13 protein-coding genes are annotated in these 12814 nt (G+C 36.7%); 7 read left to right on the top strand and 6 right to left on the bottom strand.

Features of this window, described 5'->3' with window-relative positions; genetic code table 11:
- Window positions 1–27 precede the first annotated feature (27 nt).
- Window positions 28–738 (top strand): SDR family NAD(P)-dependent oxidoreductase, encoded by a 711-nt coding sequence (locus KBF89_01060; protein MBP9114918.1) that lies wholly within the window; start codon window positions 28–30, stop codon window positions 736–738.
- Here KBF89_01060 and KBF89_01055 read toward each other — a convergent pair.
- The gene (locus KBF89_01055; GenBank protein ID MBP9114917.1) at window positions 735–2363 is read right to left on the bottom strand and encodes an FAD-dependent oxidoreductase; all 1629 of its coding nucleotides are present in this window, start codon (window positions 2361–2363) and stop codon (window positions 735–737) included. The two genes, KBF89_01060 and KBF89_01055, sit on opposite strands and share 4 nt — an antisense overlap.
- Before the next feature lie 13 nt (window positions 2364–2376).
- Window positions 2377–2640 carry a metal-sensitive transcriptional regulator gene (locus KBF89_01050; GenBank protein MBP9114916.1) on the bottom strand — a complete coding sequence of 88 codons (264 nt, stop codon included), beginning with the start codon at window positions 2638–2640 and terminating at the stop codon, window positions 2377–2379.
- A 377-nt stretch (window positions 2641–3017) separates the two neighbouring features.
- Here KBF89_01050 and aceE point away from each other — a divergent pair, with 377 nt between their 5' ends.
- Window positions 3018–5714, top strand: coding sequence for a pyruvate dehydrogenase (acetyl-transferring), homodimeric type (gene aceE / locus KBF89_01045; protein MBP9114915.1), 2697 nt, complete (start codon window positions 3018–3020; stop codon window positions 5712–5714).
- 171 nt (window positions 5715–5885) lie between these two features.
- Window positions 5886–7652 (top strand): DEAD/DEAH box helicase, encoded by a 1767-nt coding sequence (locus KBF89_01040; GenBank protein ID MBP9114914.1) that lies wholly within the window; start codon window positions 5886–5888, stop codon window positions 7650–7652.
- Window positions 7653–7737: 85 nt separating this feature from the next.
- Here the strand turns inward: KBF89_01040 and KBF89_01035 are convergent, their stop codons facing one another.
- Entirely contained in the window at window positions 7738–7956 is a 219-nt protein-coding gene (locus tag KBF89_01035; GenBank protein MBP9114913.1) for a hypothetical protein, read from the bottom strand.
- A gap of 221 nt (window positions 7957–8177) precedes the next feature.
- Here KBF89_01035 and KBF89_01030 point away from each other — a divergent pair, with 221 nt between their 5' ends.
- Together KBF89_01030 and KBF89_01025 are read left to right on the top strand one after the other, a co-directional pair.
- Window positions 8178–8984, top strand: coding sequence for a hypothetical protein (locus KBF89_01030; protein MBP9114912.1), 807 nt, complete (start codon window positions 8178–8180; stop codon window positions 8982–8984).
- A 64-nt stretch (window positions 8985–9048) separates the two neighbouring features.
- Complete coding sequence (locus KBF89_01025; GenBank protein ID MBP9114911.1) at window positions 9049–9717, top strand: hypothetical protein; 669 nt, start codon at window positions 9049–9051, stop codon at window positions 9715–9717.
- 83 nt (window positions 9718–9800) lie between these two features.
- Here the strand turns inward: KBF89_01025 and KBF89_01020 are convergent, their stop codons facing one another.
- Window positions 9801–10205 (bottom strand): hypothetical protein, encoded by a 405-nt coding sequence (locus KBF89_01020; GenBank protein ID MBP9114910.1) that lies wholly within the window; start codon window positions 10203–10205, stop codon window positions 9801–9803.
- 37 nt (window positions 10206–10242) lie between these two features.
- Here KBF89_01020 and KBF89_01015 point away from each other — a divergent pair, with 37 nt between their 5' ends.
- Complete coding sequence (locus KBF89_01015) at window positions 10243–10740, top strand: hypothetical protein (protein MBP9114909.1); 498 nt, start codon at window positions 10243–10245, stop codon at window positions 10738–10740.
- A gap of 4 nt (window positions 10741–10744) precedes the next feature.
- Here the strand turns inward: KBF89_01015 and rlmN are convergent, their stop codons facing one another.
- The gene (gene rlmN / locus KBF89_01010) at window positions 10745–11839 is read right to left on the bottom strand and encodes a 23S rRNA (adenine(2503)-C(2))-methyltransferase RlmN (GenBank protein ID MBP9114908.1); all 1095 of its coding nucleotides are present in this window, start codon (window positions 11837–11839) and stop codon (window positions 10745–10747) included.
- Between the two features lie 14 nt (window positions 11840–11853).
- On the opposite strand from rlmN, the gene nth reads away from it, so the two are divergent.
- Entirely contained in the window at window positions 11854–12531 is a 678-nt protein-coding gene (nth, locus tag KBF89_01005) for an endonuclease III (GenBank protein MBP9114907.1), read from the top strand.
- A gap of 73 nt (window positions 12532–12604) precedes the next feature.
- On the opposite strand, the gene KBF89_01000 is transcribed toward nth, so the two are convergent.
- Entirely contained in the window at window positions 12605–12796 is a 192-nt protein-coding gene (locus tag KBF89_01000; GenBank protein ID MBP9114906.1) for a hypothetical protein, read from the bottom strand.
- Window positions 12797–12814 lie beyond the last annotated feature (18 nt).

Here is a 12814-nt window from a genome sequence, read left to right as displayed (position 1 = left end):
TCATAAGCTATTGCTAAAATAATACTCATGAAAACAGCATTAGTAACAGGAGCAGCTCGGGGTCTTGGTAGGGCTTTAGTTCAGCATCTTGCAGAGAATAATTTTTATGTTTATGCAGGTGTTCGAAATTTGGACGAAGCTATAGATTATGGTACTAAAGTTGAGAATGTAAAAAAAATATTATTAGATGTTACTAGTGATCTTTCTATTGAAAGAGCGGCAGAAAAAATTGCAACAGAAAAGGGTTCTGTTGATCTAATTATAAACAATGCAGGATTGGCGAGAAGTTCTGCAATATTTGGTGGCAAAGAGTTTGTTAGCGATATTCCTAGTTTTGATAGAGACAAACTTCTTTTAATGTTTGATGTTAATGCTATTTCTCCAATGATGGTTGCAAAAAACTTTATAGATTTAATGAAAAACAAGGATAGTTTTATAGTAAACGTCGCAAGTAAACGTGCTTCTTTTCAAGATGATTTTAATGAGAAAACGCGAACTAGTGGATATAGGGCAAGCAAACTTGCTTTAGTTATGTTTACTAAATGTTTAGTTGATTATTTGCCTGAAAATGTTAAAACATTCGCGGTTCATCCGAATGAAGTCATAACAGAAATGAATCCTAATGGTGAATTCACTCCAGAAGAAGCCTCAGACGCGTTATATAAGTTAATAGAGAATTTTGATCCTAATGATAACGGAAAGTTTTTAAATTATGATGGAAGCATTTATCCTATTTAAATATTTTTTGCTTTTTCAAAAGACATCCAAGTCTCGTAACCACCATCTAAATTAGAACTCTCTATTTTTAATTGCTTAAGTATGCTTATTGCATTGTGGCCCCGTTGACCCATTTGACAAAATACCACTACATTCTTCTTTGGGAATTCATTAATCCTTGATCGTAATTCATCTAACGGAATATTTATTGCGCCAGGGATTGTACCTTCATAATATTCCTCTTTAGTACGTACGTCTACTAGTGTGCATTCGGATGGTATTTGATCTGGCGAAATCGTATTTTCTCCTTGCAATATATTTTCAGATATATAGCCGATCATATTTATGGGATCTTTTGCTGATCCGTAAGGTGGGGCATATGCCAACTCGAGATCTATTAATTCATTAGCTTTTATATTTCCAAATATTGCTGTTGCAATAACATCTATTTTTTTGGCTACACTCGATGAACCAATACCTTGTGCTCCTAGTAATTCTCCTGTCTCTGGATCAAAAAGTGTTTTTAAATGCATAGTTTCTGCACCTGGATAATATCCTGCATGGTCCAAAGGGTGGGTATGGATAGCTTTAAAATTTCTGTCCTGTGATTTTAATAATCTCTCGCTGGCTCCTGTAGTTGCTATTGCTAGGTCAAAAACTTTAACTATTGCTGTGCCCAATGCTTGTGCAGATGAACTTGGCTTTCTCCCTACAATGATGTCCGCTGCTCGTCTACCTTGTTTATTTGCAAGATTTGCTAATGGGATTAATACAGAATTCCCTGTTTGGATATCATGTTTTTCAACCATATCACCTATTGCGTAAATGTTAGCTCTTGAAGTCCTGAGGAATTCATCGATTACAACGCCACCTCTTTCACCAATTTCTAGCCCGGCTTCACTAGCCAATTTTGTCTCTGGTCTTACACCTATACTTGCTACAACCATTCCTGCTTCAATTATTTCTCCAGTAGAAAGAGTGACAGTTTTATTCGTAATTTTTTCTACTGAAGTGTTTAATCTAAGCTCTACACCATTTTTTATGATATCTTCTGCAACATATGAAGCCATCTCTATATCTAGAGGAGGAAGTACTTGAGGGGATAGCTCAACTATTGTTACTTTCAGTCCTCGTTTTTTGAGGTTTTCTGCAACTTCAACACCTATGAATCCTGCGCCAATGACTACAGCTGATTCATTATTTATTACTGCTTGTTCGGTGGCTACAACTAAGCGATCTACATCATACATATCGCGGAGTGGAAATGCATTTTCTATTCCATCGATTGGTGGGATAAATGGTGATGCTCCCATTGATAATATTAAATTATCGTATTCAAAGCTTTCTTCAATATTCGTTTTTGTATTTTTTACCAATACAGAACTATCATTAGGAGTAATTTTTATAACTTCATGATTAACTCGTACATCTAAGTTGTATCTATCATTTAGGCTTGTAGGTGTTTGTAGTAATAGATCATCTCTGTCTTTTATCACATCGCCAATAAAGTAGGGGAGTCCACAGTTGGCAAATGAAACTTCATTTCCCTTTTCGAAAACTATTATTTCCGCATTCTCATCTAATCTTCGTAATCTTGTTGCAGCAGACATTCCACCAGCAACTCCACCAATAATTATTGTTCTCATAAAATTTTACTTTCTACGCTAAAGCTAGAAACATTTTTTCTAGCTTTTTTTCATCGATGCCACTTGAGTCGCCAGATTTTACACATTCTTTTAAACCTTGTGAAACTATTGTAAATCCTGCTCGGTTTAATGCTTTGCTTGCCGCCGCTAGTTGTGTCACAAGTTCTTCGCAGTCGCGTCCTTCCTCGATCATACGAACAACACCACCTAATTGGCCTTGGACTTTTTTAAGTCTTGTAATAATTTGTGGTGTTATATCACCTGGTATTTGTGTCATCGCGGCTCTTTTCTCGGAACTGTAATTAGATTTTATTTACCAAATATTTTAGATAAAAATCCGTGGCTATTCTTATTAGACTGATCTCTTTGGCACTTACATTTATCTGATTCTGCAACATTGCGCATTACAGAATCGATATGATTTCCACATCCTGCCCATGTTGTTTTATTGCAGTTCTTACACTTTGTCGCTCTACACATTTATTTCTCCTTATTTATTACTATTAGTATACCCCCTGGGGTATAGCAGTTGCAAGTTCTATATTGACCATTTATTAAATATATTGTTAGTTCAAGAATTAAGAATTAACTTAAGTAAGCAAATCAAGTATCTAAATATCACATCTGCACATGCTTTTGGCCTAGATTGTATGTATGACCAAATTGCCAGATATTGACCCACAAGAAACGGAAGAATGGATTGAATCAGTAGATTCAATGATTGAAAATCGTGGATTGAAAAGAACTGATTATGTACTTACTCAAGTTATGGATCATGCAAGAGAAAACGGTGTTGATCTTCCCACTCCAATAACAACGGATTATGTTAACACGATAGATACAGATCAAGAGCCAGAGTTTCCTGGTGACGAGAATATGGAACGTAAGGTTCGTTCAATAATTCGTTGGAATGCTGTCGCAATGGTTGATAGAGCAAACCATCGTTTCGATGGATTAGGTGGACATCTCTCTACGTATGCGTCAGCAGCATCACTTTACGAAGTTGGATTTAATCATTTTTTTAAAGGCAAAAACGGTGATGGTGTAGGCGATCAAATTTATTATCAAGGCCACGCTGCACCTGGTATGTATTCACGCGCATTCTTAGAGGGTAGACTTTCTAGCGAGCAACTCGATCATTTCAGACGTGAAACTACAGGTAAAGGCTTGCCTTCATATCCTCACCCTAGACGTATGCCTGATTTTTGGGAATACCCAACTGTTTCAATGGGTATAGGTCCTATAAATGCTTGTTACCAAGCACGGTTTAATCGTTATGCGCTTAATAGAGATATTGTTGATACATCGAACTCTCGAGTTTGGGCTTTTTGTGGTGACGGCGAAATGGATGAACCTGAATCTGTCACTGCTTTGCGTATGGCAGCGAATGAAGGTCTTGATAATCTTACATTTGTAATTAACTGTAACCTACAACGACTTGATGGACCAGTCAGAGGAAACAGTAAAATAATACAAGAATTAGAATCGCTTTTTCATGGTTGCGGATGGAACGTCATCAAGGTTATTTGGGGTAGAGAATGGGATGCTCTTTTTGATCTCGATACGCAAGGTGTACTTGTTGAAAAACTTAACAAGACTGTAGATGGGGAATTCCAAAAATTATCAACATTAAGTGGCGGCGAAATTCGTGAAAAGTTTTGTGGTGATGATCCAGAACTACAAAGAATATTCTCAATACTAAGCGATGAGGAAATCGAACGCCTACCTCGTGGTGGCCATGATTACAAAAAAGTTTATGCAGCATACTTAGAAGCTACCAACACTAAAGGTAAGCCAACAGTAATTTTAGCTAAAACCATTAAAGGATGGACTCTAGGAGACCAAATAGCTTCACGTAATGCTACACACCAAGTTAAGAAAATGAATCTTGACGATATAAAAAGATTTCGTACAACTTTACGTTTAGATGAAATCACAGATGAGATGATTGAATCAGAAGGGGCTCCTCCATATTACCATCCTGGTTTCGATTCTCCTGAATATGAATATATGGTTAAACGTCGAAATGAATTAGGTGGATATTCTCCTGAGCGTGTTGTGCGATCTAAACAAATTCCAATGCCAGATAATAAATCTTATAATGAAATACTTGTAGGTTCTGGCGAGAAGCTTGAGGCATCTACAACAATGGCATTTAGTCGTATGTTGCGTTCCTTATTGCGAGATAAAGAAATTGGTAAAAGAATTGTTCCTATAATCCCAGACGAAGGTCGTACTTTTGGTTTTGACGGATTGTTTAGCGAAGTTAAAATTTATGCTCCTCATGGCCAGCAATATGATCCTGTTGATTCTGGTCTAATGCTTTCATATAAGGAAGCTCAGGACGGCCAGATTCTAGAAGAAGGTATTACAGAGGCTGGATCACTTTCCAGCTTTACCGCTGCTGGTACAGCCTATGCAACACTTGGTGAAACATTCATACCATTTTTTGTATTCTATTCTATGTTCGGTTTCCAACGCGTTGGTGATTTAATTTGGGCCTTTGGCGATATGCGTGGTAAAGGTTTTATGATTGGTGCAACCGCTGGTCGTACAACTCTTACTGGTGAAGGTCTACAACACTGTGATGGCCATTCATTGGTTTTAGCGTCCACAGTTGCTAACTGTAAAGCCTATGATCCTGCTTTTGCTTTTGAGATGGCTGTGATAGTACGCGATGGTATAAAGAAGATGTATGGGGAAGCTCCAGAAGAAGGTTTCTATTACATAACAACTTACAATGAGAATATCATCCAACCTGCAATGCCAGGATTGGGAACAATCGGTGAAACAGAAATTGAAGATGGAATTATTAAAGGTATCTATCTTTATAAACCTGAAGAAAAAGTGTGTTCATATAGGGCTAATATTTTAGCTTCTGGTTCATCAATGGGAGCAGCGATTGAGGCGCAAAAAGTTTTGGCCGAAGAATTTGATGTAGCTGTAGACATTTACAGTGTTACTTCTTATGGTGAATTGCGCAATGACGCTTTGGAATGTGAACGTTGGAATCGTTTACACCCAGAAGCTATGGCAAAAGTACCATTTATAACAAGAACTTTGGGTTCAGTTCAAGGTCCAATTATAGCTGTTAGCGATTTTATGAAATCTTTACCTGATATGATTTCGCGTTTTGTACCTTCACCATTCGTGGTACTCGGTACTGATGGTTATGGATTTAGTGATACTCGCGACGCCTTACGACGTCATTTCGAAATTGACGCTGGACATATTGTTGTTGCAACATTAGATGGACTCTCACAAAGTGGAGATATAGAACCACATATGGTTACTAAGGCATTAGAAAAGTTTGGAATCGATACAGAAATCGATGATCCTAGAAATAGGTAAGGTCCAGATTTAGCTACTTCGATAGCCAATTAGTGCAAATAGTATTTATGTGATAGGATGTATATCCTCACGTGCGAGTAATAAATTACTAGTAATTTTTATCATGAAAATTCTATTGTTATTCGTCCTTGTTACAAGACAAATAATTAAATAGAAAAGAGTAATGACTTTATGTCTGATATTAATAATGATTCAACGCCTAAATCTGGCGAAAAAAGAAATTCAAGAGAAAAACCAAGTAGTCGTCGTGGCATTGGTCTAGGTTCTGCTCGCAATACGCGCGTATCATCAAATGATAAATCTAGCGAAGGTCGGCGAAGCGATCCGCGCCGGAACTCCGAAGGTCGCAATGAAAGATCAGAACGTTCAGATCGCAATGACCGCTCTTCAAGAGGCTCAGGCGAATCTTCGAATAATAGAAGAAGTGAAGGACGTTCAGATTCCCGCGGTGGTAACCGAGGAGATGACCGCGGTGCTAGAGATCAAAATCGACGTTCTGAAGGACGTAATGAATATCGCGGTGATCGTGATCGCATTGAATCTCGTGGGCGTAGCGAAGGTCGTTCACGTGATGACCGTCCTCGTGGTGATAGATCAGAACGTTCATCTCGTGATGGTGACGGCTTCAAGCCTCGTAACTCAGGAGGATTCAAAAATCATCGCGGAGATTCTCGAGGTACAGAATCAAGGAACGCTCGTTCAGGTGGATCACGTAGTGGCGCAAGCCGTGGTGGTTCAGGTGGAGGATTTGGCGGAGGACGCGGCGGCGGTCGTGGTGGTTCCGGTGGTGGACGCGGAGGTCGTGGAGGCTACGGTTCAAAAATGAAAGCTTTGGATCCAAACCTTTTTATGAATGATGTTAAAGAACTAACTCCAGAACAAACTCATGAAATTAAACATGCTTTTGTTGATTTTGACTTTGTCCCTGAACTAACTGAGAATATCACAAAAAAAGGATATGTTACACCGACACCTATTCAAGACCAAACAATTCATTTTGCACTTGAAGGCAAAGATGTTCTAGGTCTTGCAAATACTGGTACAGGTAAAACTGCAGCATTTTGTTTACCAATCATTAATTCTTTATTTCAAAATGCTTCTAAAGGTGTTAACTCTTTAGTGATTGCACCTACTCGCGAACTTGCTCAACAAATTGAACAAGAGTTCAAGAGTTTTTCTCATGGTATGAAACTTTATTCAACACTTTGTGTTGGTGGTCTTTCAATCCACAAGCAAAAGCAAGCTTTGCGTAGAGATCCGCACATTGTAATCGGAACACCTGGACGTTTGAAAGACCTTTTCAAACAAGGTTGTTTAGATTTACGAAATGTTTCAACTTTCGTTTTAGATGAAGTTGACCTTATGCTAGATATGGGTTTCATCGACGATATTCGTTTCATTATTGCTCAAATCCCAGAAGACAGACAAACTCTTTGTTTTTCTGCGACAATGACAGAACCAATTAAAAAACTTCTTGGAACTGTTATGAACAATCCTGAAACTGTATCTGTTAAAACAGGGGACACTTCAGCTAATGTCCAACAAGATGTAGCTTATGCTCGTAACACAATGGAAAAGTGGGAGAAACTGCTAGAAATTCTTGATGAAAAAGAAGTTGATAAAGTTCTCATTTTCTGTGAAACAAAATCTTTTGTTCAACAAATATGTGATCGTTTAAATGACGAGGGTATTGGTGCAGAATCTATCCATGGTGATAAATCTCAACCACACCGTCAACGCGCTTTGAAAAAATTTAAAGATGACGTTGTTCAAGTATTGGTTGCTACTGATGTTGCAGCTCGTGGTATTGATATTCCTAACGTTAGTCACGTTATTAATTACGATACACCTCGAATTTATCAAGATTACTGTCACCGTATAGGTCGTACAGGTCGTGCTGGAAAACTAGGACGTTCAATTACATTCTTGAAACAATAAAAGCTAATAATACTAAAAGACCAGGTCCTTGGTTGAATTGTCCTAATTAGGGTAACTCGACTTAAGGGCCTGGTCTTTTTAGCGATTAGTCCATTAAAGGATCGTAATCATCGTCTTTCGTATCTGTAATACGTTCGTGTTCAACTTCAGTATCAGAATCCTCTTTATCCAAGGATTTCCAACCCTCTTGACCTTCTTCAACTTCAGCTAAGGATGATTTCGTCTCTTCGAAAAGACCGTCGTCAAATCCCTCTTTTAGCTCTCGAGCCTCTTTAAATCGTCTCGCTCTGCCTTTACGGGCCATTTTGCACCACCTGGCATATTTCTGCCGGAAATATTGTTAATTACATGAAGGATACATTCTAGAGCAGTATTCAGTCACGTGCCGAATTTAATCACAGATATTATAAAAATTAAGAATGGTTCAAATATCACTAATAGTGAGAATATTAAGAATAATTATTCAATCTTTTAAGTAAATTAATAAATTGTCGAAATATCTATTAACAAATATTGGAGAAGAACATGAGATTAATTAATGGACATTTCACTGTAGTCAATGAACAAGATAATGCTAAAGAAATTGCAAAAGAACTACTTGTAATGTTTGAATCAGATCGAAGTGTAGATCAAATAATAATTACTAGAGAAATGATAGAGAAAGAATGTCATAATTCGAATAATTTATTGTTAGGAATGATTGAAACATATATTGCGATTGTTGAAGAGAAATTTAATAAATTAGATGTTGACAAAGTAGATATAAAATATCCATCTATAGAGAAAGCACAACTAAAAGTAGTTGAAGCAACTCGTTTAGCGGAGAGAAATTCTACGAAACATAATTGGAAGAAATTAGATGTTGCGCAGAAAAATTTAACTAAAGAGCTAAATAAGGCTGGATTTACAAACTATACACTTTATGCAGATTCTACTAACGTACAGGGTTCACAAGCAATATTGCGTAAAGAACTTATACTTCAAAAAGCAAACTATTTGGCACAACGAAATGAATGTCTAAAATCAGATGATATTATAGGAGGCCTAACACCTGATCAGGTTGTTAGTGTAATATCTCAAATCCTTGCTAACAGACCAAAAACAGGTTTTGTGACTTTACCAATAGTTTTTGATGATGCCTTAAGAGGTCTTAATGCTGATACGAAATTACGAGCATTAGAACTACTAAAAAGATATTCTAATGAATACGCTACTTGGTATGTTAGCGATGACCCTATAGTCTTGAGTTGGTCTGGATTTCAATATGGTGATGCAGCTCAAGAATCGAATATAAACCACCGAATATATGATTTTGAGCTAGATATAGCTTAGAAGTCGTATATAATACTCTAACCGACTCGCGCATAAGCTGATTTTGTTGTAGAATTGATGGTTAATGATTATTGAATCCCGCGACACCGTATCTTTAAAACCTGCTGAGCTCGATGAGTTTGGTGAGCTAATTCGTGAATCTGGTTATATTATCCCAGACTCTGTTATCGATGAACACGTCGAGAAGTATACAATTATTGTTACTGCTCGTAACGCAGGACTTGATGGTTTCCTATTTGGCTCTCTAGAGCGTATTGGTGGTACTCCCGCAACACTATGGAGCTTCGGTGCGATCCGTCCGGGTAAGAAATGTAAAGAAACTGCAGAACTACTTATTTCAGAATTATACAGAAGAAGTGCCATCTCGTTTCCCGACGAAGATGTACTTATTGGTACAAGACTTGCTTTTCCTTCAACATATGCATTTTTGGCTCAACGACAAGATGTCGTTCCTCGTCCTGGGTATGCTCCTACTGGAGAAGAACGTAACTGGGGTCGACATTTAGCAAAGCGTTTTGATTGTGAGTCTACATTCGATGAAAAGACTTTTAATACTAAAAAGTCTAAAAAATCAACTCCGCTTTTTTATACAGCGCCAATTAAATCTACTAATAAAGTGGCTTTAGAAATTGTTGGTAATAATGACTACACAAAGGGCGAATCCGTTGTTGCTTTTGGTTGGGCTACTGCTGATGAATTATATGGCGAATTAGGCCATCCTGATTTTAAGTAATCTATCTTAAATCCGACGTTTATAAAGAACTTAGGAAAAAGTTACTAAACACCGTGAGTCAAATTGAGAAAAATCTATTTGGTTTACGGAATTCTTTTTGTAAAATTTCGCTTTGCATAATTTATTGACATTGGGTGTACCAATAAAGCTATGATTGCTATATCAAATAAAGTATTTATGATATGTGTTGAATTAAAGAAAAAACCCAATACATCAAATATTGATGCTCCTTCTTTTAGTGCAATAAAAGTTACTTGAACAAATACATAACCTATTGATATAACACCGATAATGATTCCCCACCAACGCAAGTTAGCAATACCAAATGCTCCAAGTATATATCCACCAAAAACTATTAACGATAAAACAGACATACTTCTTAAGCTGAAAATAAGGTCTAAAGCACCTCTAAAATATAGAAGTATCATTGCACTCATTAAAGTCTGAGGAAGAAATTGGTTATACCAAACAAATTTAGAATTATTCATTTATATAGACTAGTTCAATAAGGTGTAAAATTTACCCATGGAAAATAACACATTGCCAGAAAATTGGAAATTAAATATTGATTTTAAGATACCTAAGTTTGAATCCACTAATTTTACAATCGAATTACTTAATATTGATCATCTAGTGAAAGATTACAAAGCATTTATGTCAAGTATTGAAATTATAAATCGAACGCGAAATTCACAATGGCCTTTTGAAGGATTTACAATTGAAGAAAATGAAGAAGATTTACAATGGCATAATAAAGAAAATGAAGCTAGACGATCGATGGCATTTGTTGTCCGAGCACTTAATGGTGAATATGCTGGTTGTTTTTATTTATATCCGATTGGTGTAATAAATAAAGATATAATTACACCAATGGGAGCTGATGTTGACGTGAGCTGGTGGGTGACTCAAAAAGCATTTGATTCTGGAAAATACGAATTACTCTATAGCGATATTAAAACCTATCTAAAAAGTTGGCCATTTAATAAACCTTGGTATTCCAACACTATTATTCCTTCTAATTAATAGATTAATTATTTTTTGTTGTTTCGCGTTCACGTAATTGACCACATGCTGCATCAATATCAGTACCACGGTTTTTTCTGATGGAAACAGTTACGCCATATTTTTCTACGATATCAGCAAATTTCTGTATTTCAACATGCCGAGGAGCCTTACCATTAAAACCTTTAGTGCGATTTAGAGGGATTATGTTTACATGGGCACCACCAGCACCTTGAAAATCTCTAAGTAAGTTGCCTAATTCGTGAGCACACTTATCGTTAATATTTTTATGATCAATTGCACAATATTCGAAACTTACCCTACGGCCGTGAGAATATGAAACTTCTTCTCCAGCCTTTAATACCTCAGCAATATCATATCTTTTGTTTAAAGGAATCATTTCGCTACGCATATCATCATATGGAGAATGCAAAGAAATTGCTAATGTTACTGGTAGTTCCCATTTGGCCATTTTTTTCATACCAGGTACAACTCCAACAGTGGAAACAGTAATATGGCGAGCTGAGAATCCCCAATCTCGCGTTAAACGCTGACAGGCATTATAAACAACATCAACATTAGCCAATGGTTCTCCCATGCCCATAAATACAATATTGGAAATTCGAGAACTAGTACTATGACAAGCTCTTGCTACTTGCTCTAATATTTCTCCTACCTCTAAATGACGGTCAAAGCCAGCCTGTCCAGTTGCACAAAATGTGCATCCCATTGCACAACCTGCCTGAGAAGATACACAAACTGTTGCTCTTCCAGCATATTCCATTAATACAGTTTCAATAAATAAACCATCATGTAATTTAAACAACCATTTTTTTGTTTTATCTTTAGAAACAGCTAGTGTCTGAACTTCCAAAGCGTAGCCAAAATCTTTTTTAAGATCATCAATCAATACTTTAGGTAATGTGGTCACTTCTTCTAAAGGTGCTCTTTTTTCAAAAAGTTGGTCGACTACTTGTTTTGCTCTGAAGGACTTTTCGCCCTTAGCTTCAAACCATTCTTTTAATGCATCTAAATTTAGTGAATATATACTTTGTTTTGGCTTTTCTTTAGGTTTACGATTACTCACAATATCGAGCAATTTTTCGTTATCAATCGTCATAGATACATTATCTCATGTATTGTGTAGTTATGGCTCGTCCAAGGGGATATAAACAGCGAACAACTGAAATAAATAAACGATTAAAGGAATTTTATCCTGTCGTAAAATGTGCATTAGATCATGAAAATCCTTACCAATTGCTAGTTGCAACAATTTTAAGTGCGCAATGTACTGATAAAAGAGTAAATATAGTTACTCCTGCGCTTTTCAAAAAATATCCAAATCCCAGCGACATAGCAAGTGCATCACAAGTCGACGTAGAGAAATTGATCCAATCAACTGGGTTCTTTCATAATAAAGCAAAAAATATAATAGCTATGGCTCAGAGATTAGTTTCAGCTTTTGGTGGGGAAGTCCCTGAGAATATGGAAGATCTTGTCACATTGCCCGGAACTGGTCGTAAAACTGCAAATGTCATTCTCCATGTTGCATTTGCTAAACCAGGTATTCCTGTAGATACCCATGTATCTAGATTATGCAATAGGCTAAAAATCACCGTAGAAACCGATCCAGTAAAAATTGAATTCGAATTAAATAAACTAATTGACCCATCAGAAGGCGGCGATTTCTCTTTGCGCTTAATTGAACATGGTCGTCAAATTTGTGATGCTAAAAAACCAAAGTGCAATATTTGTTTCCTGTCAGATATCTGTCCAAGTTTTGGAAAATTTGACAAGGCTAAAAAGCATTAAATTCACACAGAGTTTTTCGAGATACTTTAGGTTTGGACCTTACATGGGTAAAAAGTATAAATTCGACGAATCCTTAAATGAGTTTTTGAGCTCGTTCTATTGCTCTAATTGAATGTGTAAGACTTTTTTCGGCAGTATTACATTCTGCAACAAATAGAGAATCTGGAGTATGGCGATATTGATCGCCTAAAGCAGTTATGCGATCTAAAAGTTCTTGAGCTTGTGTTGATATAGAAGATAATTCAGCAGTAATAGTATTTGACATCTCAATATTATAGTTATA

Source organism: Acidimicrobiia bacterium, assembly GCA_018057765.1.
GTDB lineage: Bacteria > Actinomycetota > Acidimicrobiia > IMCC26256 > JAGPDB01 > JAGPDB01.
The sequence above is the reverse complement of the archived record's forward strand: the minus strand, read 5'-3'. Positions and strand labels throughout refer to the sequence as shown.